This is a genomic window from Salmonella sp. 5800, assembly GCF_046558195.1.
Lineage (GTDB): Bacteria > Pseudomonadota > Gammaproteobacteria > Enterobacterales > Enterobacteriaceae > Salmonella > Salmonella enterica.
Genome location: NZ_JBGDOX010000013.1, coordinates 94,889 through 118,411, shown reverse-complemented (window position 1 = coordinate 118,411; position 23,523 = coordinate 94,889). Strand labels below are relative to the sequence as shown.

Annotated in this window: 28 protein-coding genes; 15 read left to right on the top strand and 13 right to left on the bottom strand. The window is 53.2% G+C overall.

The window, feature by feature from the left end; all coding sequences use genetic code 11:
• Positions 1-138 precede the first annotated feature (138 nt).
• On the top strand, positions 139-1,191 hold the full coding sequence (locus ACLJZ5_RS20235; RefSeq protein ID WP_001524754.1) for a rhodanese-related sulfurtransferase: 1,053 nt from the start codon (positions 139-141) through the stop codon (positions 1,189-1,191).
• Positions 1,192-1,242: 51 nt separating this feature from the next.
• On the opposite strand, the gene ACLJZ5_RS20230 is transcribed toward ACLJZ5_RS20235, so the two are convergent.
• The 10 genes from ACLJZ5_RS20230 to mdtH all read right to left on the bottom strand — a co-directional run bounded on the left by ACLJZ5_RS20230 (position 1,243) and on the right by mdtH (position 8,652).
• On the bottom strand, positions 1,243-1,818 hold the full coding sequence (locus ACLJZ5_RS20230) for a YceI family protein (protein ID WP_000739886.1): 576 nt from the start codon (positions 1,816-1,818) through the stop codon (positions 1,243-1,245).
• The gene (locus ACLJZ5_RS20225; protein ID WP_001159784.1) at positions 1,815-2,387 is read right to left on the bottom strand and encodes a cytochrome b; all 573 of its coding nucleotides are present in this window, start codon (positions 2,385-2,387) and stop codon (positions 1,815-1,817) included. Before ACLJZ5_RS20225 ends, ACLJZ5_RS20230 begins: the two co-directional genes overlap by 4 nt.
• Positions 2,388-2,648: 261 nt before the next feature.
• Entirely contained in the window at positions 2,649-2,762 is a 114-nt protein-coding gene (locus ACLJZ5_RS20220; protein WP_001253282.1) for a YceO family protein, read from the bottom strand.
• Positions 2,763-2,802: 40 nt separating this feature from the next.
• A complete protein-coding gene (gene solA / locus ACLJZ5_RS20215) occupies positions 2,803-3,921 on the bottom strand; it encodes an N-methyl-L-tryptophan oxidase (RefSeq protein ID WP_024798075.1) in 1,119 nt (372 codons plus the stop codon).
• Positions 3,922-4,033: 112 nt separating this feature from the next.
• Positions 4,034-4,288 (bottom strand): biofilm formation regulator BssS, encoded by a 255-nt coding sequence (gene bssS / locus ACLJZ5_RS20210; RefSeq protein WP_000414441.1) that lies wholly within the window; start codon positions 4,286-4,288, stop codon positions 4,034-4,036.
• Positions 4,289-4,577: 289 nt separating this feature from the next.
• The gene (gene dinI, locus ACLJZ5_RS20205; protein WP_001217763.1) at positions 4,578-4,823 is read right to left on the bottom strand and encodes a DNA damage-inducible protein I; all 246 of its coding nucleotides are present in this window, start codon (positions 4,821-4,823) and stop codon (positions 4,578-4,580) included.
• Between the two features lie 73 nt (positions 4,824-4,896).
• Positions 4,897-5,943 carry a dihydroorotase gene (pyrC, locus tag ACLJZ5_RS20200; protein ID WP_000126601.1) on the bottom strand — a complete coding sequence of 349 codons (1,047 nt, stop codon included), beginning with the start codon at positions 5,941-5,943 and terminating at the stop codon, positions 4,897-4,899.
• Between the two features lie 104 nt (positions 5,944-6,047).
• Complete coding sequence (locus ACLJZ5_RS20195; RefSeq protein WP_000713057.1) at positions 6,048-6,608, bottom strand: lipoprotein; 561 nt, start codon at positions 6,606-6,608, stop codon at positions 6,048-6,050.
• Positions 6,609-6,732: 124 nt separating this feature from the next.
• Positions 6,733-7,380 carry a glutaredoxin 2 gene (gene grxB, locus ACLJZ5_RS20190; RefSeq protein ID WP_000780893.1) on the bottom strand — a complete coding sequence of 216 codons (648 nt, stop codon included), beginning with the start codon at positions 7,378-7,380 and terminating at the stop codon, positions 6,733-6,735.
• Positions 7,381-7,443: 63 nt separating this feature from the next.
• Positions 7,444-8,652 carry a multidrug efflux MFS transporter MdtH gene (gene mdtH, locus ACLJZ5_RS20185; protein WP_000092178.1) on the bottom strand — a complete coding sequence of 403 codons (1,209 nt, stop codon included), beginning with the start codon at positions 8,650-8,652 and terminating at the stop codon, positions 7,444-7,446.
• Positions 8,653-8,888: 236 nt separating this feature from the next.
• Here mdtH and rimJ point away from each other — a divergent pair, with 236 nt between their 5' ends.
• The 4 genes from rimJ (at position 8,889) to murJ (ending at position 12,918) form a co-directional block, all read left to right on the top strand.
• On the top strand, positions 8,889-9,473 hold the full coding sequence (gene rimJ / locus ACLJZ5_RS20180) for a ribosomal protein S5-alanine N-acetyltransferase (protein WP_000468204.1): 585 nt from the start codon (positions 8,889-8,891) through the stop codon (positions 9,471-9,473).
• Positions 9,474-9,508: 35 nt separating this feature from the next.
• Entirely contained in the window at positions 9,509-10,156 is a 648-nt protein-coding gene (locus ACLJZ5_RS20175) for a YceH family protein (RefSeq protein ID WP_000873047.1), read from the top strand.
• A gap of 1 nt (position 10,157) precedes the next feature.
• The gene (locus ACLJZ5_RS20170) at positions 10,158-11,081 is read left to right on the top strand and encodes a Gfo/Idh/MocA family protein (protein WP_024798074.1); all 924 of its coding nucleotides are present in this window, start codon (positions 10,158-10,160) and stop codon (positions 11,079-11,081) included.
• A gap of 301 nt (positions 11,082-11,382) precedes the next feature.
• Positions 11,383-12,918, top strand: coding sequence for a murein biosynthesis integral membrane protein MurJ (gene murJ, locus ACLJZ5_RS20165; RefSeq protein WP_001537775.1), 1,536 nt, complete (start codon positions 11,383-11,385; stop codon positions 12,916-12,918).
• An 81-nt stretch (positions 12,919-12,999) separates the two neighbouring features.
• On the opposite strand, the gene flgN is transcribed toward murJ, so the two are convergent.
• From flgN to flgA, 3 genes are all read right to left on the bottom strand, one after another.
• Positions 13,000-13,422, bottom strand: coding sequence for a flagella biosynthesis chaperone FlgN (gene flgN / locus ACLJZ5_RS20160; RefSeq protein WP_000197547.1), 423 nt, complete (start codon positions 13,420-13,422; stop codon positions 13,000-13,002).
• A gap of 4 nt (positions 13,423-13,426) precedes the next feature.
• A complete protein-coding gene (flgM, locus tag ACLJZ5_RS20155; RefSeq protein WP_000020893.1) occupies positions 13,427-13,720 on the bottom strand; it encodes a flagellar biosynthesis anti-sigma factor FlgM in 294 nt (97 codons plus the stop codon).
• A 91-nt stretch (positions 13,721-13,811) separates the two neighbouring features.
• A complete protein-coding gene (flgA, locus tag ACLJZ5_RS20150) occupies positions 13,812-14,471 on the bottom strand; it encodes a flagellar basal body P-ring formation chaperone FlgA (protein ID WP_024798073.1) in 660 nt (219 codons plus the stop codon).
• A gap of 156 nt (positions 14,472-14,627) precedes the next feature.
• Here flgA and flgB point away from each other — a divergent pair, with 156 nt between their 5' ends.
• From flgB to flgK, 10 genes are all read left to right on the top strand, one after another.
• The gene (flgB, locus tag ACLJZ5_RS20145; protein WP_000887043.1) at positions 14,628-15,044 is read left to right on the top strand and encodes a flagellar basal body rod protein FlgB; all 417 of its coding nucleotides are present in this window, start codon (positions 14,628-14,630) and stop codon (positions 15,042-15,044) included.
• 3 nt (positions 15,045-15,047) lie between these two features.
• Positions 15,048-15,452 carry a flagellar basal body rod protein FlgC gene (gene flgC, locus ACLJZ5_RS20140; protein WP_001196448.1) on the top strand — a complete coding sequence of 135 codons (405 nt, stop codon included), beginning with the start codon at positions 15,048-15,050 and terminating at the stop codon, positions 15,450-15,452.
• Between the two features lie 11 nt (positions 15,453-15,463).
• Entirely contained in the window at positions 15,464-16,162 is a 699-nt protein-coding gene (gene flgD, locus ACLJZ5_RS20135; protein WP_000020450.1) for a flagellar hook assembly protein FlgD, read from the top strand.
• 26 nt (positions 16,163-16,188) lie between these two features.
• A complete protein-coding gene (flgE, locus tag ACLJZ5_RS20130; protein ID WP_000010567.1) occupies positions 16,189-17,400 on the top strand; it encodes a flagellar hook protein FlgE in 1,212 nt (403 codons plus the stop codon).
• Positions 17,401-17,420: 20 nt separating this feature from the next.
• On the top strand, positions 17,421-18,176 hold the full coding sequence (locus ACLJZ5_RS20125) for a flagellar basal body rod protein FlgF (RefSeq protein ID WP_000349278.1): 756 nt from the start codon (positions 17,421-17,423) through the stop codon (positions 18,174-18,176).
• Positions 18,177-18,189: 13 nt separating this feature from the next.
• Positions 18,190-18,972 (top strand): flagellar basal-body rod protein FlgG, encoded by a 783-nt coding sequence (gene flgG / locus ACLJZ5_RS20120; RefSeq protein WP_000625851.1) that lies wholly within the window; start codon positions 18,190-18,192, stop codon positions 18,970-18,972.
• A gap of 53 nt (positions 18,973-19,025) precedes the next feature.
• A complete protein-coding gene (gene flgH / locus ACLJZ5_RS20115) occupies positions 19,026-19,724 on the top strand; it encodes a flagellar basal body L-ring protein FlgH (RefSeq protein ID WP_001174897.1) in 699 nt (232 codons plus the stop codon).
• An 11-nt stretch (positions 19,725-19,735) separates the two neighbouring features.
• Positions 19,736-20,833, top strand: coding sequence for a flagellar basal body P-ring protein FlgI (locus tag ACLJZ5_RS20110; protein WP_001518955.1), 1,098 nt, complete (start codon positions 19,736-19,738; stop codon positions 20,831-20,833).
• Positions 20,833-21,783 carry a flagellar assembly peptidoglycan hydrolase FlgJ gene (gene flgJ, locus ACLJZ5_RS20105; RefSeq protein WP_000578680.1) on the top strand — a complete coding sequence of 317 codons (951 nt, stop codon included), beginning with the start codon at positions 20,833-20,835 and terminating at the stop codon, positions 21,781-21,783. The genes ACLJZ5_RS20110 and flgJ overlap by 1 nt, the downstream gene beginning before the upstream one ends.
• A 64-nt stretch (positions 21,784-21,847) precedes the next feature.
• Positions 21,848-23,509, top strand: coding sequence for a flagellar hook-associated protein FlgK (gene flgK, locus ACLJZ5_RS20100; RefSeq protein ID WP_000096425.1), 1,662 nt, complete (start codon positions 21,848-21,850; stop codon positions 23,507-23,509).
• The last annotated feature ends 14 nt before the right edge of the window (positions 23,510-23,523 follow it).

The window sequence follows — 23,523 nt, the reverse complement described above, 5'->3', positions numbered from 1 at the left end:
CGATTAAATCGACAATTGTTGTTAATTATTTAGTGTAAAGCAGGAAATGTAGCGCAAAATGTGTGGATGTAAATTGGCGAGACTTGCCTTATCATGCCTGCCCACTTTATTTTTTGCTGATTGCAGGATACGTACACCATGCCAGTGTTACACAACCGCATCTCTAATGACGAGCTGAAAGCCAAAATGCTGGCGGAAAGCGAGCCGCGTACGACAATTTCTTTTTATAAATATTTCACTATCGCCTCGCCGCAACAGACGCGGGATGCGTTGTATCAGGTGTTTACGGCGTTGGACGTTTTTGGTCGCGTTTACCTGGCACATGAAGGCATCAATGCGCAAATCAGCGTGCCGCAAAGCAAGGTCGAGACGTTTCGTCAACAGCTTTATACGTTCGACCCCGCGCTGGACGGGCTGCGTTTAAATATCGCGCTGGAGGATGACGGAAAGTCATTTTGGGTGCTGCGTATGAAAGTTCGCGACCGTATCGTTGCTGACGGTATTGACGATCCGAGTTTTGACGCCAGTAATGTCGGCGATTATCTGAAGGCGGCAGATGTGAATGCGATGCTGGACGATCCTGATGCGGTCTTTATTGATATGCGCAACCACTATGAGTATGAAGTCGGCCATTTCGAAAATGCTTTGGAAATTCCGGCGGATACGTTTCGTGAACAGTTGCCAAAAGCGGTTGAAATGCTGCGGGAACATGCAGATAAAAAGATAGTGATGTACTGTACCGGCGGTATTCGTTGTGAGAAAGCCAGCGCCTGGATGAAACACAACGGTTTCAATAAAGTCTGGCATATTGAGGGTGGCATCATTGAGTACGCCCGTCGCGCGCGCGAGCAGGGGCTTCCCGTTCGCTTTATTGGCAAAAACTTTGTATTTGATGAGCGAATGGGCGAACGAATCTCGGATGAGGTTATCGCGCATTGCCATCAGTGCGGCGCGCCCTGCGATAGCCATACCAACTGCAAAAATGACGGTTGCCATCTGCTGTTTATCCAGTGTCCGCAGTGCGCCAGTAAATTTAACGGCTGCTGTAGTGAACAATGCTGTGAAGAGTTGGCCTTGCCGGAGGAAGAACAGCGCCGACGTCGCGCGGGTCGCGAAAACGGCAACAAAATTTTTAATAAATCGCGTGGTCGGCTTAATAGCAAACTGAGCATTCCCGATCCGGCTGAGTAATATTTTGCCGGATAGCAGCGTAAAGGCCGCTATCCGGCATTTCGCCAGGCGTTACTTCTGCTGAACGCCTTCTACTGAGATGATAAGCTCAACCTCTTGTGAGGCCGGGCCGAGATCGGTAGTTATATTGAAATCCTTCAGCTTAATTTTTCCTTCGGCCTCAAAGCCCGCGCGCTTACCGCCCCACGGATCGTCGCCCTGGCCCATCAGCTTCGCTTCCAGCGTCACCGGTTTAGTCACGCCATTGAGCGTCAGATTGCCGGTAATATCCAGTTCATCGCCCTCTTTTTTCACGCTGGTAGAGGTGAAGGTTGCCTGCGGGAATTTCGCAACATTAAGAAATTCCGCGCTACGCAGGTGTTTGTCACGTTCGGCATGGTTAGTGTCGACGCTATTGGTGTTAATGGTCACGTTCACTTTGTCGGCCGACGGATTTTTTTCGTCAAAAGTGAACGTGCCGTCGAAATCTTTAAAGGTGCCGTATAGCCAGCTGTAGCCCAGATGCTGAATGCGGAAATTGACGAACGCATGTTGGCCTTCTTTATCAATTTTATACTCCGCCGCCACGGCGGAACCGGTCGTGAATAACAAGGATGCGAGGGTGAATCCCAGCAGGTTTTTTTTCATTTTTGAGCTCCATAGTCAGATGACGACATTCCTGTCATACGTTTCAGTGTGTCGTCTTTATCGATGAAATGGTGTTTTAGCGCCATAACCCCATGCGAGAGCGAGATAATGACCAGCGACCAGGCAAACCACAGATGCAGCGTTCCGGCGATGTCAGCCTGCGCACCCGCGTCCGTAAGCGTGGCCGGAATCTCAAACCAGCCAAAGACGCTAATCGGTTTACCGTCGGCGGTGGAAATCAGGTAGCCGCTAATGATTATCGCAAAGAGCAGGAGATACAGGAGGAGATGACCTGCGGCGGCGCCAGCGCGCGTTAAACGGGAATAGCTGGTCAACGCAACGGGTGGTGGAGAATAAAGCCGCCAGATAATACGCACGATCAGCGCCATCATCAGTAATATGCCAATACTTTTATGTATTTCCGGTGCCTGGTGATACCAGCCGTCGTAATAACTGAGCGTGACCATCCATAAACCCAACGCAAACATGCCATAGACCACCAGGGCGGTCAGCCAGTGGAGCGCGGCGGAAACCACGCCATAACGCTGTGGAGTATTTTTAAATTGCATAAACACACCAATGAATATTTCACGAGAGAATGAAAATGGCGTGGAAAAGCGCCGAATGCAACTTATAAATAAGAATTTGAATGATATTTATTTTTATTTCAATAATTTTGATGTTGTTTGCGGTTCAGCTTCAGAAGTTTCGAGATATTTCCCCCTGATAACCGCGCAATGGCAGGAACTGGCATTATTGCCGTGCTTAACGTTATGAAATAAAAAGCGAGGAACTTTCAGGAAGTGTCAGTTAACGTCAATGAAAAGCAATCAAAAGAAAAGGAGATAAACAATATCCATCACCGCCAGCAGCGACCAAAGAATAACGTAAAGCATGAAATGTTCGCGAATATTATTCATCAGAAAATGAAAGAGACGACGCATAGCTTACCTTAATAAACAGCCCCTTTACGGGGCCGACAAATTATTGGCTAAAACGGGAAAGCCGGAACGGCGTCAGATCAAAGGAGGATGTTTTTCCCAACGCAAAATCTGCAGCGATTTCTCCTAACACCGGGGCGAATTTAAAACCATGTCCGCTGAGTCCAGTGATGACAAGCGTGTTCTCATGGCCAGGCAGCGTATCGATAATAAAATCCTCGTCCGGCGAATTATCATAGGTACATGCCGCCCCATGTAAACAACCGCCGATACCCGGCAGTACGTTACGCAGGAAAGGAAATGCTTCCGCGCCATCGCTGGCAACGGCGGCAAAGGGCTTGCGCTCTTCCGGAGCCTGTATTAGCTGTCCGCCATTGTGTTTGCCGATTTTTAACTCGTCGTTCTCCGCCGGGAAGCCGTAATATTGATCGCCGTTGGGCATTTCGCCGGTAAAGGCCGGAAAGCGGTTTTTAGTGCTGTAACGTCCATCCGCCTTAAACCAGGCAAAAACTTTACGTACGGGCTGAACGGGCAGCTCCGGTACCAGCGCTTTGACCCAAGTGCCCGCGCTAATCAGCGCCTTGCTGGCGTGGTAGCTGCCTTCACTCGTCTCTATCGTCACACCGTTATCATCATGATGAATATGGCTTACCGGGCTGTTAAATAGCTGTGCGCAGCCTGCCTCTCGGGCCAGACGAAGCCATGTGGTAATGGCTAATTCGCTGCGCAGGAAACCGGAGTCAGCTTCAAACAGCCCGATATAATTATCGGGCACGCGAATTTCCGGCCAGCGCGTCATGAGGGCCGTCGCGTCCAGGCGCTCGACGTTCAATTGCCACTGTTGCGCGCTTCGTGCGACGTTGGCTAAGAAAGCGGAATCGGCCGGGCCGAGGTTGACGACGCCGGAGCGGACAAAAATAGGCTCTTCATTGTGTGTGGAGAGTTCATCCCAAAGCGTCTGGGCGCGAAGCACCAGCGGGACATATTTTTCGCCTTCACCATAAGCGTGGCGGATAAGACGGGTATCGCCGTGGTGGCTGCCCTGTTGATGAGGCGGCATATGCGCATCGGTCATCAGGACCTTTAGCCCGGCGCGGGTGGCGTAATAACCAGCGGCGGCGCCAACCGAACCGCTGCCGATAATAATAAGGTCGTATTTCATCAGCTTCTCTCTGCTATCGCGATGATTTCAGGGTAAATAACTGCGCTGAGATATACAAGCCAGAAATAAGTGAGGCACCTTACGGTGCCTGAGAGAGGGGGAGCGCGTCACGCTAATGGCGACGATACTCGTTTTCCTGGTAATCGCCTGATTCTATTTTGGCGATGCCGGCTTCTAATATTGAAATAAATTGCCTGGCTACATCTGTTGTTAACCAGAGCGTTTGACCAACTTCAGTCCCTTCCGGTTCCGGACGATTTGGGGTCTGGTAGTGTAAACGCAGCATCAGCGCATCATAGCTATCTACGGTGCTGATGTCCCATCCTACAAGCGGATGGGTCTGAATGACTTCATTATTCTTTTCCATCATGCCCCCCTGGTACGTGTTATAAGACAACGGTTCTCGAGGTTCAATGCGTGTTTTTCTTCTGAAGCAACTTCAGTATACCAATTAATAAGGCTATTCACTGCGTTTTTAAAGAGACCGGAGGATAAATTTCTCTTTTTAAGAATTATATGAACAATAAAGCGGCAGTTCATTCATATTTTTTTAGGATGTTGTGCAATTATTTTGACGGTAAGGCGAAATATTCATCAGTTGCGCAAATAAAAAAGCCGGGGCGACCCGGCAAACATACATCACTGCATATCATTTTTTATTCATTGATGAACCAGTCATCAGCGCTCTCCCAGGTCTCCTGGAGAATCTCGCTAATGCGTTCTTTGTCCTCTTTTGATGCGCCAATGACGGACAAGTTGTTGGCGGTAGCGTAACGCACGGTGACGTTACCCAAATTCTCCGGAAAATGATGGCTAATACGACGGGAGAGTTCGCCCGCCAGCGCATCAATCGCACCGGCAGGCAGAGGTGACGTTTTGGCTATAGTGACTTCAATACGCATAATGGTCCCCTGTTGAATATACTGGATATATATACAGTTAAATCCAATATATAGCAACAGGTAAGCGCATTTTTTATTTTTTTACTGACCAGCGTACTGTTTCACCCGCTAAAAAAGGCACCAGCGAATCATCAGCCAGCGCGATATTTTCCGGTACCTGTTGTTCATCGCGAACCAGTTCCACCCACCCCGTATTCACCGGCAGGCCATAGAATTGCGGGCCATTCAGTGAACAGAACGCTTCAAAGTGCGCCAGCGCGTTCATTTCCTCAAACACGGCGGCATAACTGCCAAGGGCGGAGGGGGCGTTGAAACAACCGGCGCAGCCGCAACTGGTCTCTTTACGATGACGTGAATGCGGCGCTGAATCCGTCCCCAGGAAGGCGCGCGTAAAACCACTGGCAACCAGGTCGCGTAACGCCTGTTGGTGAATATTGCGTTTCAGAATCGGCAGACAGTACAGGTGAGGACGAATGCCGCCGACCAGCATATCATTACGGTTAAACATTAAATGTTGGGGCGTAATGGTAGCCGCCAGGTAGTCGTTGCCGTCACGTACATACTGCGCGGCATCTTTGGTCGTGATGTGCTCAAAGACCACTTTAAGCGCGGTCAGACGCTGGCGTAGCGGTTCCATTACGGTGTCGATAAAACGCGCTTCGCGATCGAAGATATCAACCTCCGCATGGGTCACCTCACCGTGGACCAGTAATGGCATTCCGAGTTTTTCCATCCGCTCCAGTACCGGCATGATAGCGTCGACTGACGTTACGCCATGACTGGAGTTAGTGGTGGCATTGGCCGGGTAAAGCTTAGCCGCAGTAAACACGCCTTCATGGAAACCACGCTCCAGTTCATCGGCATCGAGCGAATCCGTTAAATAGCAGGTCATTAACGGCGTGAAATCATGCCCGGCGGGCACCGCATCGAGAATACGCTGGCGGTAGGCGATCGCTGCATCAACGGTCGTGATGGGGGACGCCAGGTTCGGCATCACGATAGCGCGACCATAAATTTCGCTGGTATAGGGTACGACCGTTTTTAACATGTCGCCATCGCGAAGGTGAACGTGCCAGTCGTCCGGGCGGCGGATCTTTAAAACCTGGGATGGTGCAGTCATTAATAAGCTCCGGCTGAGGAATAGTCTTTTTGCCGGAAACAAAGGATAAGCGGAAACGTTTTCGTTTGCACGTAAAAAAAAGGGCGCGAGCGCGCCCTCCGAAATCAATTGGTGAAAGGAATAACGATTTCACCCGGTTTAACTTCAATGCCTTTCGCGAGTTTCTTCGCTAACGCTTCGCCTTTACTACTGTCCTCACGCAACACGTAAGCGGGCCGCTGGTTAAAGTAGCTACGTAAAGACTGATTTAAATAAGGCAGGAGCGTTTGTAGCACCGATTGCATTTTCTCCGGCGTCACGGTGGCGTCTACTACTTCCATCTCCTGAAGATAGATGGCGCCTTTTTCTTTATCAAAGACCGGCAGGGCTTTTAGCTTGAGTTTCATCGTCGCTTTTTGACTGCCAAACAGGGAATTCATATCCAGCCTGGCATCGCCAGTAAGGGTGACTTTATTAGGTTCTTCCCGACCAATCTGGCTGACAAGGTTAGTCAATACGATATGCGCGTCGGCAATGCCGGGCAGACCAATATCTTTTGAGAAATTATTCCGTTTTTCAAGCGCTTGATTGATTTCTTGTTCGCTAATGGTGTATTGCGTAAGTTGATTACAACCCACTAACAGGCCGCTAACTACCAGCGCAGCGGCAAAAAAAAACTTTTTCATGGCGTTCCTTAGCATGTTGCCTGTGCCCTAATCTTGACACAAAGCAGCATGTCGCGCCAGCGGACATGGCGCCACTAGAAAAAGCTGAAAAAGGCGGCAAGAAAGGGTTGCCGCCTGGCGGGCGTTAGATAGCCATTGAGGAGAGTAAATTAATTTGCGTCTGCTTTGCCATATTATCGCGATAGTCCGCGACTTTTGTCGGCCAGTGAATACCGGCGACCAGCGTCAGATTACGCAGAAGCGGAAACAGATGAATATCATCTTCCGATAATTCGCCGTTAACGGCGTTAGGCTGTACGATGAGTTTATCCAGCAAACGTAAATCATCGCCGATCTTTTTAATCAGTCCGGCAGAGTGCGCAAGATGGTTGTCAAAACTGCCAGATGAGGCTTCTTTTTTGCGGATAAAATACTGACGCGCCGCAGGGGTAGAAAATTCATCGAAAGCGGATTTTGCAAATCGCGGCAGCAGTAGCTGATTAACGTAACCGTTAACTTTGCGCAACCACTCTTCAATGGCTGGATTGCGTTTCCCGGTTAACAGCGGTTTGCCGTCGAGGTTGTCGACATAATGTACAATATCCATACTTTCAGGAAGGTAGCGACTATCATCTTTTTGCAGGATGGGCACCATCTTTTGACCAATCATCCGGGTGGGCGTCGCCTCGTCGTCATTTTGTAACACGTTAAGTTCAACGGGGATGTTCTTCAGGCCGAAAATCATGCGGGCTTTAACGCAGAAAGGGCAATGATCGTAAATATAAAGCTTCACGTTTCTCCTCCATTTGACTGTCGGTATCTGACCAGTATGGAGGAGATAGCGACAGGTATCAAATCAGGCGCCGGGTTCCAGCATCCGGCGCGGCGTGCGTTTATGACTAAATTGCCAGCCTAAAGCCAAAAAGGTGATGAAGCCGATAATACCGAGCATCATCCACGGTAGTTCAGGCTGCGCAAGCGCTTTCCCCATATCAAACAACCAGCCGCCGCCGATATAACCAATCGCGCCGCCAATGGCTAATCCCAGACGGCTAAAGCCCATATAGCTTCCCCGCGCCCTCGCGTCCGCGAGCGACGCGCTGAGCGTTTCGCGCGCTGGTTCGGCGATAACCGAGCCGATGTAGAAAGCGCAAATAAGCGTAAAAAGCTGCTGTAAATTGCCCACCATCCCGATGGGGAGCATGCTCAGCGACATGACGAGCAAACCGGCCATCAGCCGATGCTCCAGCCGAAAACGCTTTTCGCTCCAGCGGGCAATCGGGTAGAGCAACGTCAGCGAGAGACACGCCTCAATAGCGTACATCCATTTCACGGCAGCAGGCGAACCGGCGATATCGTTTACCATAATCGGCAGCATTAACATGACCTGTACCGCCAGCATATAGTAGCCCGCCAGCGTCAGCACGTAGGTGACAAACCTTTTATCGCTCATGACGCGGCGCATTCCTTCACGCACCGGCGTTCTGACCGTTGATAGCTTCCAGGCCGGAAGCAGCCATGCGTTGAAAAGGGCGCATAATATGAACAAAATAGCGCCTGTCGCGCAGACCAGGCGAAAATCGTATTGTAGCAACCAGCTTCCCAGCAACGCGCCAATCACCGCGCCCGCGCTGTCCTGCATCATCAACAGAGAGAAGAAGCGGCCCCGTTGCTCCGGACGAATTAATTTGACCACCAGCGCTGAACGCGGCGGGTCAAAAAGCGTACCGCCGAGACCGGAAAGAAAGCAGGAAAACCACAAGAGCCAGGGCTCATGCGCGATACCCATGGTGGCAAAGCCTGCGGCGCGCATCAGCATACCGGTGACAATCATCGGTTTCGCGCCAAAGCGATCGGCGATGGCGCCGCCAAAAATGCCCAGACCTTGTTGAATAAACTGGCGCAGGCCGAGCGCGATCCCTACCATTACGGCAGCCCACCCCATTTGATCGACAAAGCGAATAGAGATGAGCGGGAAGACGACGAAAAAACCCAGCACCACTAACATGTTATCGATGAGAAGAAAATATTTACCCAGGTTCCTCGCCTGCGAGACGCGCGACATTTCCCCTCCCGGGAAATAAAAGATGAGCGTCTTCTATTCTGCGGCGGCGTTTCGTTTTTTCCTACCGTTAGCGGGACAATATTTTTTTATCAAAAGTCCTTTTTAATCGAGAGTTTTCATCAAAATGTGGCAGCAATTCAAAAAATGACGATTTGCGCTTTTCACAGAGCCTGGTTGCGCAGGTATAGTAATGTTACTGGCGTGCTGAAGACGTTACAGGAAGGAGTAGGTATAGAATGTTTGGCTATCGTAGTAACGTGCCAAAAGTGCGCTTAACCACTGACCGTCTGGTGGTACGTTTAGTGCATGAGCGTGATGCCTGGCGTCTGGCCGATTATTACGCGGAAAATCGTCATTTTTTAAAACCCTGGGAACCGGTCCGAGATGAAAGTCATTGTTATCCTTCAGGATGGCAGGCGCGTCTGGGAATGATCGGTGAATTTCACAAACAGGGCTCCGCCTTCTATTTCGCGCTACTTGATCCGGAAGAAAAAGAAATTATCGGCGTGGCGAATTTTTCCAATGTGGTGCGTGGTTCTTTTCATGCCTGTTATCTGGGCTATTCCATTGCGCAGAAGTGGCAGGGGCAGGGGCTGATGTTTGAAGCCTTAACCGCTGCGATTCGCTATATGCAGCGCACTCAGCATATCCACCGTATCATGGCGAACTATATGCCGCACAACAAACGTAGCGGCGCGTTGCTGGCGCGGCTTGGCTTTGAAAAAGAAGGCTATGCGAAAGATTACCTGTTGATTGATGGACAATGGCGCGACCATGTCCTGACGGCGTTAACCACGCCGTTATGGACGCCGGGGCGTTGAGCGGCTTACGGAATGAGAGGCAAAGGGAGAAAACGATGAAATATGAATTAACCGCCACTGAAGCGCGAGTGATTGGCTGTCTACTGGAAAAGCAGGTGACAACGCCGGAACAGTATCCGCTTTCCGTCAACGGGGTGGTGACGGCCTGTAATCAGAAAACCAACCGTGAACCGGTGATGAACCTGACGGAACAAGAGGTACAAGAACAGCTCGATAACCTGGTGAAACGCCACTTTTTGCGTACGGTCAGCGGGTTTGGCAATCGCGTCACCAAATATGAACAGCGTTTCTGTAATTCCGAATTTGGCGATCTGAAACTTAGCGCGGCGGAAGTGGCGCTTGTCACTACGCTGCTGCTGCGCGGCGCGCAAACGCCCGGCGAGTTGCGTAGCCGGGCGTCGCGGATGCATGAATTCAGCGATATGGCGGAAGTTGAATCCACGCTGGAACGGCTTGCCAGTCGTGAGGACGGCCCGTATGTCGTCCGTCTGGCGCGTGAACCGGGTAAGCGCGAAAGCCGTTATATGCACCTTTTTTGCGGCGACGTCGATGAACTGTCTCTCCAGACGTCTGCGCCGGAAAGTGCGTCGGGCGATCTTCAGTCGCGCGTCGAAGCGCTGGAAAGCGAAGTGGCGGAGTTAAAGCAGCGGCTGGATTCTTTGTTAGCTCACCTGGGAGAGTAATGTGAGAACATTACGGATTGGCATTGTCGGATTAGGCGGTATTGCGCAGAAGGCCTGGCTGCCGGTATTAACCAACACCGCCGGATGGACGTTACAGGGCGCCTGGTCTCCTTCGCGGGATAAAGCCTTACGTATCTGCGAAAGCTGGCGCATACCGTATGTGGATTCGCTGGCGAATTTAGCGTCCGGCTGCGATGCGGTCTTCGTCCACTCCAGTACCGCAAGCCATTATGCCGTGGTCAGCGAACTTCTCAATGCCGGCGTCCATGTCTGCGTGGATAAACCGCTGGCGGAAAATCTACGTGATGCCGAACGGCTGGTGGCGCTGGCGGCGCAAAAAAAATTGACGCTGATGGTTGGCTTTAATCGCCGTTTCGCGCCGCTGTACCGCGAACTGAAGACGCGCCTCGGCACTGCGGCGTCACTGCGTATGGATAAACATCGTACCGATAGCGTCGGGCCGCACGACTTACGTTTTACTTTGCTCGATGACTATCTGCATGTCGTGGATACCGCTCTGTGGCTGGCGGGCGGCGAGGCGCGCCTTGCCAGCGGCACGTTGCTCACCAGCGAGTCCGGCGAAATGTGCTATGCGGAACATCATTTTTCCGCCGACAAACTACAAATTACCACCAGTATGCACCGGCGCGCCGGAAGTCAGCGTGAATCGGTCCTGGCCGTCACCGACGGCGGGCTGTATGACGTGACGGATATGCGTGAATGGCGCGAAGAGCGCGGGCAGGGTATTCTCATCAAACCCAGTCCGGGTTGGCAAACGACGCTTGAACAGCGTGGTTTTGTCGGATGCGCGCGGCATTTCATTGACTGCGTACAAAATCAGACGGTTCCGGAAACGGCGGGGGAGCAGGCGATTTTGGCCCAGCGCGTCGTGGAGGCGCTGTGGCGGGACGCCATCAGCGAATAACCCTCTGTAACATCTGGCGGTAGTAATTCATCGTAATCCAGGTACTATACCCTCAATAATTCGAGTTGCAGAAAAGCTAACGCACATGCAGCTCGAAGTATGGCGGGTATATATGCCCACTCTACATAATACCTCTTTTCACAGTGAATAATGGCAAACCGTGGGGAGTCTGTAAGGCCTGATAAGACGTTTTGACGTCGCCGTCAGGCGCGGTGATACAGCCGGATACGGCAGAATGCGTTATCCGGTCGATGGATCAGCCATGCAGGAGTTTTACGCCAGGGTCTGGAATACAAAAGAAATGAATTTATTGAAATCGCTGGCTGCCGTCAGCTCGATGACTATGTTTTCACGCGTGTTGGGCTTTGCCCGTGATGCGATTGTCGCCAGAATTTTTGGCGCAGGGATGGCGACCGACGCCTTTTTTGTGGCGTTTAAACTCCCCAATCTACTACGCCGGATCTTTGCCGAAGGCGCTTTTTCTCAGGCCTTTGTGCCTATCCTGGCGGAATATAAGAGCAAGCAGGGTGAAGAAGCGACGCGGATCTTTGTCGCTTACGTTTCCGGCCTGTTGACGCTGGCATTGGCCGTCGTGACGGTGGCCGGTATGCTGGCCGCCCCGTGGGTGATTATGGTAACCGCGCCGGGTTTTGCCGATACTGCGGATAAATTCGCGCTGACGACGCAACTGCTGCGGATTACGTTTCCCTATATTCTGCTGATCTCGCTGGCTTCACTGGTTGGCGCCATTCTCAACACCTGGAATCGCTTCTCTATTCCCGCTTTTGCGCCGACATTTCTTAATATCAGCATGATCGGTTTTGCATTATTCGCCGCGCCATACTTTAATCCGCCGGTGCTGGCGTTAGCCTGGGCAGTCACCGTCGGCGGCGTGCTGCAACTGGTGTATCAACTTCCGTATTTGAAAAAGATCGGTATGTTGGTGCTGCCGCGCATTAACTTTCGCGACACCGGGGCGATGCGGGTGGTCAAACAGATGGGGCCGGCGATTTTGGGCGTATCCGTCAGTCAGATCTCCCTTATCATCAATACCATTTTTGCCTCGTTTCTGGCCTCCGGCTCGGTCTCATGGATGTACTATGCCGATCGGTTGATGGAGTTCCCGTCCGGCGTGCTGGGCGTGGCATTGGGGACCATCCTGTTGCCGTCATTGTCGAAAAGCTTTGCCAGCGGCAATCATGATGAGTACTGCCGCCTGATGGACTGGGGGCTGCGTTTGTGCTTTTTACTGGCGTTGCCGAGCGCGGTAGCGTTAGGCATTCTGGCGAAGCCGCTGACGGTCTCGCTGTTTCAGTACGGTAAATTCACCGCCTTTGATGCGGCAATGACGCAGCGGGCGTTAATCGCCTATTCGGTGGGGCTGATTGGCTTGATCGTCGTAAAAGTGCTGGCCCCGGGCTTCTATTCTCGCCAGGATATTAAAACGCCGGTGAAAATCGCCATCGTGACGTTAATCATGACTCAGTTAATGAACCTGGCGTTTATTGGACCGCTGAAACACGCCGGACTGTCGCTCTCTATTGGTCTGGCGGCATGTCTCAATGCGTCGCTGCTGTACTGGCAACTGCGCAAACAGAATATCTTTACGCCACAACCGGGTTGGATGTGGTTCCTGATGCGTCTGATCATTTCCGTACTGGTGATGGCCGCCGTATTGTTCGGCGTGTTGCATATTATGCCGGAGTGGTCGCAAGGGTCGATGTTATGGCGTTTGCTACGTTTGATGGCGGTAGTGATCGCGGGTATCGCGGCCTATTTCGCCGCGCTTGCCGTGCTGGGCTTTAAAGTGAAAGAGTTTGTTCGCCGGACGGCGTAAATTCAGTGCCTGATAGCGCTGTGCTATCAGGCCTACAAGGCATTCAGGCCGGAAAGGCGCAACGTCGCCATCCGGCACTGATTAGATAGAAATTTTTTTACCGCCGCGGTGAGAGACGGAAGTCTGACCGTCAGCCCCGTACAAGGTCGGCTCCTGGTGAGGTTTCAGCACCTCCAGCGCCTGTTGATTACGCTCAATTTGCCCTTCCAGCAGCCAGCCGTTGTGCTGGTTGAGGTCGCGAAGATGCTGCGTTTTTTCGGTAATCGCCTGCCAGCGCTCTGCAATGTCATCGTTTGCGCTACGCTGCGCGTTCTGCTCCAGACGGCGCTGTTGTTCCAGATAATCCAGCGTCGCCAGCAACGAGCTTTTTTCTTCTGTAATACGCTGTAGCTGGCTGCCGTTAATCTGGCCTACGGAAAGCTGTTGTTGCTCGGCGTCCATCACCGTCTTCAGGTCATTCAGGACGGTGGTCATCTGGTCAAGTATTTCTGACAAACGAGTCATACGCTTATTTACTCTGTAAGTAGCTCTGCGCCTCGCGAATGAGCGAGTCTGCTATTTTTCCCGTATCCATTTTTAACTCACCGTTACGGATAGCTGTTTTTAATGCTTCGACGCGTTCCATATTAATGTCGCTGACGCCTGGCTGCATGAGCTTCGCTTGCGCGTCGCTTAACGTTACGCTGGCGCTCGTCGCGGCGGACGTTTTTTCCTGACGCGTTTTTTGTACCGGCGTGTCGCTGGTTTCGCGCGTCTGGACAGTGCTAACGGGTTTCAAAGGTGAGGTACGGTCAATGCTCATTTATTTATCCTCATCGAGGGTTACGTTGTAGCGGCCAGCTACCATCATGGTTGAATATCTCATCGGCAGCCGCGACAAAATCTTTACACAATTATAGGTTAATAAGAATATTCCCATCAGAATCGACGGTTCCACTCACGATTTGACCCGATGTCATGCGCACGCGCGCATTTTGCGCGACGGCGGCATTATTCATCGCCTGACCTTCCGCATTGACGCTAAACCCCTCGCCATTGGCGATGACCTGTACTCGTTGACCCGCTTTGACGCGCCAGGCCTGACGTATCATCGTAAGCTGTACCGGCTGCCCGGGAGCGAGATCGCGCAAACTGACGGCATCCTGAATCTGACGGATATCCAGTACCGTCCGCGGCGGTAACTGATCCAGCCTGCCACGTTTTAGCGTGACGTTGGCCGGCGTCAATTTTCCGCCGCGCGCGACGGGCGCGGCAACGGCGACATAATTGCCGGTCGCTTGCACATTCACCTGCAAATAACGTTTTTCATTGGCGCAGCGCGCCACCACATTGACGTTGCCCCACAGCTTCGCGCTGCCCGTCATGCTGAAGGCTGGCTGCTCGCAGCTCGGTAGCAGATTGGGCGATGAACGGAGCGTGACAACCACCTCGTCGCTGAAGCCAGCCAGACGCTGGGAAAACCACGTGGTCAATTGGGCGTTGATGTCCTGCGCTATTGTCAGGGGGCTGAACAGCAAAGCCGCCACGGCGAATCCTCGTTTTAACGTTTGCATGATACTTCCCCCTGGTTGATGTCATGACAGGATTCTACCCGTGTGAAGCAAGCATCAACGCAATAAATAGCGACGCATTTTGCGTTTATTCCGGCGATAACGCGCGCGTGAAGGCATTTAAGCTGTCGGCTGAATTTTGCCATTTGCGGAGGAGATATGCTCGACAGGCTCGATGCCGCCTTACGATTTCAGCAGGAAGCGCTAAATCTGCGCGCGCAACGTCAGGAAATATTAGCGGCGAATATCGCCAATGCCGATACGCCGGGGTATCAGGCGCGCGATATTGATTTTGCCAGTGAGTTAAAAAAGGTGATGGTGCGTGGACGGGAAGAAACCGGCGGCGTCGCGTTAACGTTGACTTCCTCTCACCATATTCCCGCCCAGGCGGTCTCTTCTCCCGCAGTGGATCTGCTTTACCGCGTACCTGATCAGCCTTCTTTGGATGGTAACACCGTAGATATGGACAGGGAACGTACGCAGTTTGCGGATAACAGTCTCAAATATCAGATGGGGCTTACCGTTCTGGGTAGCCAACTCAAAGGCATGATGAATGTGCTACAGGGAGGAAACTAATTCGTGGCGCTGTTAAACATTTTTGATATTGCCGGATCGGCGCTTGCCGCACAGTCCAAGCGGTTGAACGTTGCGGCCAGTAACCTGGCGAATGCGGATAGCGTCACCGGCCCGGACGGACAGCCTTATCGTGCCAAACAGGTGGTTTTTCAGGTGGACGCCGCGCCGGGTCAAGCCACTGGCGGGGTAAAGGTCGCCAGCGTGATTGAAAGTCAGGCACCGGAAAAGCTGGTTTATGAGCCAGGCAATCCGCTGGCGGACGCTAATGGTTACGTCAAAATGCCCAACGTCGATGTGGTCGGCGAAATGGTCAACACGATGTCAGCCTCGCGCAGCTATCAGGCAAATATCGAAGTCCTGAATACCGTAAAAAGCATGATGCTTAAAACGCTGACATTAGGCCAGTAAAGGAGGCGCGTATGTCTATTGCCGTAAATATGAATGACCCGACCAACACGGGCGTCAAAACGACGACCGGCAGCGGGTCGATGACCGGAAGCAACGCTGCCGATCTGCAAAGCAGTTTCCTGACCTTACTGGTCGCGCAATTGAAGAACCAGGACCCGACTAACCCATTACAAAATAATGAGTTAACGACACAGTTGGCGCAAATCAGTACCGTGAGCGGCATTGAAAAACTGAATACGACGCTGGGGGCTATTTCCGGGCAAATCGATAATAGTCAGTCCCTACAGGCGACCACGCTGATTGGACATGGCGTTATGGTGCCTGGCACCACAATTCTGGCGGGTAAAGGCGCGGAAGAAGGGGCCGTGACGTCCACGACGCCGTTTGGCGTGGAATTGCAACAGCCTGCGGACAAAGTGACGGCAACCATTACCGATAAAGATGGCCGGGTGGTACGGACGCTGGAGATCGGTGAGTTGCGAGCCGGGGTACACACCTTTACCTGGGATGGTAAGCAAACGGACGGAACAACGGTACCGAATGGTTCTTACAACATTGCGATTACCGCCAGCAATGGCGGGACGCAACTGGTGGCGCAGCCGCTGCAATTCGCTCTGGTACAGGGCGTGACGAAGGGCAGTAACGGCAACCTGTTGGATCTGGGTACCTACGGCACCACCACACTCGACGAAGTTCGGCAAATAATCTAAGCCCTTACACTTATCAGGAGTCAGTCATGTCTTTTTCTCAAGCGGTTAGCGGCCTGAACGCTGCGGCCACCAACCTTGATGTTATCGGTAATAACATCGCCAACTCCGCCACCTATGGCTTTAAGTCCGGTACGGCATCATTTGCCGATATGTTCGCCGGTTCCAAAGTGGGGCTGGGCGTAAAAGTGGCGGGGATTACCCAGGATTTTACCGACGGTACGACAACGAACACCGGGCGCGGGCTGGATGTCGCGATTAGCCAGAACGGTTTTTTCCGCCTGGTAGACAGCAACGGTTCCGTATTCTATAGCCGCAACGGCCAGTTCAAACTGGACGAGAACCGTAACCTGGTCAATATGCAGGGGATGCAGTTGACCGGCTATCCGGCCACCGGTACGCCGCCGACCATTCAGCAGGGGGCGAATCCTGCGCCGATCACCATTCCGAACACGCTGATGGCGGCGAAATCGACCACCACCGCGTCAATGCAGATCAACCTGAACTCAACGGACCCTGTACCGTCTAAAACGCCCTTTAGCGTGAGTGATGCGGATTCGTATAACAAAAAAGGCACCGTCACCGTTTATGACAGCCAGGGTAATGCCCATGACATGAACGTCTATTTTGTGAAAACCAAAGATAATGAATGGGCCGTGTACACCCATGACAGCAGCGATCCTGCAGCCACTGCGCCAACAACGGCGTCCACTACGCTGAAATTCAATGAAAACGGGATTCTGGAGTCTGGCGGTACGGTGAACATCACCACCGGTACGATTAATGGCGCGACAGCAGCCACCTTCTCCCTCAGCTTCCTTAACTCCATGCAGCAGAACACCGGGGCTAACAACATCGTCGCCACCAATCAAAACGGCTATAAGCCTGGCGACCTGGTGAGCTACCAGATTAACAACGACGGCACCGTGGTTGGCAACTACTCCAACGAGCAGGAGCAGGTGCTGGGGCAGATAGTGCTGGCTAACTTCGCCAACAACGAAGGTCTGGCATCCCAGGGCGATAACGTCTGGGCGGCGACGCAGGCCTCCGGGGTTGCGCTGCTGGGGACTGCCGGTTCCGGCAACTTCGGTAAGCTGACGAACGGCGCGCTGGAAGCCTCTAACGTGGATTTGAGTAAAGAGCTGGTGAATATGATCGTCGCGCAGCGTAACTACCAGTCGAATGCGCAGACCATCAAAACCCAGGACCAGATCCTCAATACGCTGGTTAACCTGCGCTAAGCGCCTGACGGGATAGCTTAATGGATCACGCAATTTATACCGCCATGGGGGCGGCCAGCCAGACGCTTAACCAGCAGGCGGTAACGGCCAGTAACCTGGCTAATGCCTCAACGCCGGGCTTTCGTGCACAGCTTAACGCGCTACGCGCGGTGCCCGTTGATGGCCTCTCTTTAGCGACGCGTACGCTGGTTACGGCATCGACGCCGGGGGCGGATATGACCCCGGGTCAGTTGGACTACACTTCCCGCCCGCTGGATGTTGCGTTGCAGCAGGACGGCTGGCTGGTGGTGCAAGCGGCGGATGGCGCTGAAGGATATACCCGTAACGGGAATATCCAGGTGGGCCCGACCGGGCAGTTAACCATTCAGGGACATCCGGTTATCGGCGAAGGCGGCCCGATTACCGTTCCTGAAGGGTCGGAAATCACCATTGCGGCAGACGGCACGATCTCCGCGCTCAATCCCGGCGACCCGCCAAACACGGTGGCGCCCGTTGGGCGACTGAAGCTGGTCAAAGCGGAAGGCAATGAGGTGCAGAGGAGCGATGACGGTTTATTCCGCCTTACCGCCGAGGCACAGGCTGAACGCGGGGCGGTACTGGCCGCCGACCCGTCAATTCGCATTATGTCGGGCGTGCTGGAGGGCAGTAACGTCAAGCCGGTTGAAGCCATGACCGACATGATCGCCAACGCACGTCGTTTTGAAATGCAGATGAAGGTTATCACCAGCGTAGATGAGAACGAAGGGCGAGCTAACCAACTGCTGTCGATGAGTTAATACAGGACATTTTATGATCAGTTCATTATGGATCGCCAAAACCGGTCTGGATGCGCAGCAAACCAATATGGATGTGATTGCCAATAACCTGGCAAACGTCAGCACCAATGGTTTTAAGCGTCAGCGCGCGGTATTTGAAGATCTGTTGTATCAGACCATCCGCCAGCCGGGCGCGCAGTCGTCCGAGCAGACGACGCTGCCTTCCGGGCTGCAAATCGGTACCGGCGTGCGTCCGGTCGCCACGGAGCGCCTGCACAGTCAGGGGAACCTGTCGCAGACCAACAACAGTAAAGATGTGGCGATTAAAGGGCAGGGCTTTTTCCAGGTCATGCTGCCGGACGGTACGTCTGCCTATACCCGCGACGGCTCTTTCCAGGTGGATCAGAATGGTCAACTGGTGACGGCGGGCGGTTTTCAGGTGCAGCCGGCAATCACCATTCCGGCCAACGCGTTAAGTATCACCATTGGCCGCGACGGCGTGGTCAGCGTGACCCAGCAGGGGCAGGCCGCGCCGGTTCAGGTCGGGCAGCTTAACCTGACCACCTTTATGAACGACACCGGTCTGGAAAGCATCGGCGAGAACCTCTATATCGAAACGCAATCGTCCGGCGCGCCGAACGAAAGCACGCCGGGGCTCAACGGCGCGGGGTTGTTGTATCAAGGGTATGTCGAAACGTCGAACGTTAACGTGGCGGAAGAGCTGGTGAACATGATTCAGGTTCAACGCGCCTATGAAATTAACAGTAAAGCAGTATCGACGACCGATCAGATGCTGCAGAAACTGACGCAACTCTAAGGGGCCGCCGGTGGGGATACGCCACCGGCTCCCTGATTTTGAAGATGAAGGTAATGCAAAAATACGCGCTTCACGCTTACCCAGTTATGGCCCTGATGGTCGCGACGCTGACAGGATGCGCCTGGATACCCGCTAAACCGCTCGTGCAGGGGGCGACCACGGCGCAGCCGATACCTGGCCCGGTACCGGTGGCGAATGGCTCCATATTTCAGTCTGCGCAGCCGATTAATTATGGCTATCAGCCGCTTTTTGAAGATCGTCGACCGCGTAATATCGGCGATACGCTCACGATTGTGTTACAGGAAAACGTCAGCGCCAGTAAAAGCTCGTCGGCAAATGCCAGTCGCGACGGCAAAACCAGTTTTGGTTTTGATACGGTACCGCGTTATCTGCAGGGATTATTCGGTAATTCCCGCGCGGATATGGAGGCCTCCGGCGGCAACTCTTTTAACGGCAAAGGCGGCGCGAATGCCAGCAATACTTTTAGCGGCACGCTGACCGTGACCGTCGATCAGGTTCTGGCCAATGGCAATTTACACGTCGTGGGGGAAAAACAGATCGCGATTAATCAGGGAACGGAATTCATCCGCTTCTCCGGCGTGGTAAATCCACGCACCATCAGCGGCAGCAACTCCGTTCCCTCGACACAGGTGGCGGATGCGCGGATTGAATATGTCGGGAACGGCTATATTAACGAAGCGCAAAATATGGGCTGGCTGCAACGTTTCTTCCTTAATTTGTCGCCGATGTAAGCGAGGTGTATGTGTTTAAAGCTCTTGCAGGAATCGTTCTGGCACTGGTTGCCACTCTGGCGCACGCCGAGCGTATCCGGGATCTGACCAGTGTCCAGGGAGTACGGGAAAACTCGCTGATCGGTTACGGGCTGGTGGTCGGGCTGGACGGTACGGGCGACCAGACGACTCAGACGCCATTTACCACCCAGACGCTGAATAACATGCTGTCACAACTGGGGATTACGGTCCCCACCGGCACCAACATGCAGTTGAAAAACGTGGCGGCGGTGATGGTGACGGCGTCGTATCCGCCTTTTGCGCGACAGGGACAAACGATCGATGTCGTCGTTTCCTCAATGGGGAACGCTAAAAGTCTGCGTGGCGGGACGTTATTAATGACGCCGTTAAAAGGGGTGGACAGCCAGGTGTATGCTCTGGCGCAGGGCAATATTCTGGTCGGCGGCGCGGGCGCTTCCGCAGGCGGCAGTAGCGTGCAGGTTAACCAGCTTAATGGCGGGCGCATCACTAATGGCGCGATTATCGAACGTGAGTTGCCGACTCAGTTCGGCGCTGGCAACACCATTAATCTGCAATTGAACGACGAAGATTTTACGATGGCGCAGCAAATTACCGACGCCATCAACCGCGCCCGCGGTTACGGCAGCGCCACTGCGCTTGATGCGCGAACGGTACAGGTACGCGTGCCCAGCGGCAACAGCTCGCAGGTGCGTTTTCTGGCGGACATTCAAAATATGGAGGTCAACGTGACGCCGCAGGATGCAAAAGTTGTGATCAACTCGCGTACCGGTTCGGTGGTCATGAATCGGGAAGTCACGCTGGATAGCTGCGCTGTGGCGCAGGGCAATTTGTCAGTGACAGTCAATCGCCAGCTCAACGTCAACCAGCCGAATACGCCATTTGGCGGCGGGCAGACCGTGGTGACGCCACAGACTCAGATAGATTTGCGTCAGAGCGGCGGATCGCTACAGAGCGTGCGTTCCAGCGCCAATCTGAACAGCGTAGTGCGTGCGCTGAATGCGCTTGGCGCGACGCCGATGGACCTGATGTCGATTTTGCAGTCCATGCAGAGCGCGGGCTGTCTACGCGCCAAACTGGAAATCATCTGATGATCGGAGACGGTAAATTGCTGGCCAGCGCGGCCTGGGATGCGCAATCTCTGAACGAACTGAAAGCGAAAGCGGGCCAGGACCCGGCGGCGAATATCCGTCCTGTGGCCCGTCAGGTGGAAGGGATGTTTGTGCAGATGATGCTGAAAAGTATGCGCGAGGCTTTACCCAAAGATGGTTTATTCAGCAGCGATCAGACGCGTCTGTATACCAGCATGTATGACCAGCAGATCGCCCAGCAGATGACCGCCGGTAAGGGACTGGGGCTGGCGGATATGATGGTTAAACAGATGACGGGCGGGCAGACGATGCCTGCAGATGATGCGCCGCAAGTACCGCTTAAATTCTCCCTGGAGACGGTAAACAGCTATCAAAATCAGGCGCTGACCCAACTGGTGCGCAAAGCCATACCGAAAACGCCGGACAGCAGCGATGCGCCGCTCTCCGGCGACAGTAAAGACTTTCTGGCCCGGCTTTCGCTCCCTGCGAGGCTGGCCAGCGAACAAAGCGGGGTGCCGCATCATCTGATTCTGGCGCAGGCGGCGCTGGAGTCGGGCTGGGGGCAACGGCAAATCCTGCGGGAGAATGGCGAACCCAGCTATAACGTATTTGGCGTGAAAGCGACCGCCAGTTGGAAAGGGCCGGTGACGGAAATCACCACCACTGAATACGAAAATGGCGAAGCGAAAAAAGTGAAAGCGAAATTCCGCGTCTATAACTCGTATCTGGAGGCGTTATCGGATTATGTCGCGCTGTTAACGCGTAACCCACGCTACGCTGCCGTGACCACTGCCGCCACGGCAGAGCAGGGCGCAGTGGCTCTGCAAAACGCCGGATACGCCACTGACCCGAATTACGCGCGTAAATTGACCAGCATGATTCAGCAGTTGAAAGCGATGAGTGAAAAGGTCAGCAAAACCTACAGCGCGAATCTCGACAATCTCTTTTAAATTGCTCAAGTCCACGTAGTCGCTGCCGATAACAACGAGTATTGAAGGATTAAAAGGAACCATCATGTCCAGCTTGATTAATCACGCCATGAGCGGACTTAACGCCGCGCAGGCCGCGTTAAATACGGTCAGTAATAACATCAACAATTATAACGTTGCGGGTTATACCCGGCAGACAACTATTCTGGCGCAGGCAAACAGTACGTTAGGGGCTGGCGGCTGGATAGGTAATGGCGTTTACGTTTCAGGCGTACAGCGCGAATATGATGCGTTTATCACTAATCAGCTACGCGGCGCGCAAAACCAGAGCAGCGGCTTAACCACGCGCTATGAACAGATGTCGAAAATCGACAACCTGCTGGCTGATAAATCCAGCTCACTGTCTGGTTCGTTGCAGAGTTTTTTTACCAGCCTGCAAACGTTAGTCAGTAATGCGGAAGATCCTGCGGCGCGTCAGGCGCTGATTGGTAAGGCGGAAGGGCTGGTAAACCAGTTCAAAACCACCGATCAGTATCTGCGCGATCAGGATAAACAGGTCAATATCGCGATTGGCTCCAGCGTGGCGCAAATCAACAATTACGCGAAGCAGATAGCTAACCTGAACGATCAAATCTCCCGTATGACGGGCGTAGGCGCGGGCGCATCGCCGAACGACCTGCTCGATCAGCGTGATCAGTTGGTCAGCGAGCTTAACAAGATCGTTGGCGTCGAGGTGAGTGTACAGGACGGCGGCACCTATAACCTGACGATGGCCAATGGCTATACGCTGGTGCAGGGGTCGACGGCGCGTCAGTTGGCGGCGGTTCCCTCCAGCGCCGACCCGACGCGAACGACTGTCGCTTATGTCGATGAGGCCGCCGGTAACATCGAAATTCCGGAAAAGTTGCTGAACACCGGTTCGCTCGGCGGATTACTGACGTTCCGTTCTCAGGATCTGGATCAGACTCGTAATACGCTGGGCCAGTTGGCGTTGGCGTTTGCCGATGCGTTTAACGCGCAGCATACCAAAGGTTATGACGCCGACGGCAATAAAGGGAAAGACTTCTTTAGCATTGGCTCGCCGGTGGTATATAGCAACAGTAATAATGCCGATAAAACGGTATCGCTAACCGCTAAGGTGGTCGACAGCACGAAGGTTCAGGCGACGGATTATAAGATTGTTTTTGACGGTACAGACTGGCAGGTTACTCGCACTGCGGATAACACCACCTTCACGGCGACAAAAGATGCTGACGGAAAACTGGAGATTGACGGTCTGAAAGTGACGGTAGGGACCGGCGCACAGAAAAACGACAGTTTTCTTCTCAAGCCGGTCAGCAATGCTATCGTCGACATGAACGTTAAAGTGACAAATGAAGCCGAGATTGCGATGGCGTCTGAGTCAAAACTCGATCCTGACGTGGATACCGGCGACAGCGATAACCGCAATGGTCAGGCATTGCTGGACTTACAAAACAGCAATGTAGTGGGCGGCAACAAAACCTTTAACGATGCTTACGCCACGTTGGTCAGCGATGTGGGTAACAAAACGTCAACGCTGAAAACCAGCAGCACCACGCAGGCGAATGTGGTTAAACAGCTTTATAAACAGCAACAGTCGGTTTCCGGCGTTAACCTCGACGAAGAATACGGCAATTTGCAGCGTTATCAGCAGTATTATCTGGCGAATGCGCAAGTATTGCAGACCGCGAATGCGCTGTTTGATGCGTTACTGAATATTCGCTAAAGGAGAAGGATGAC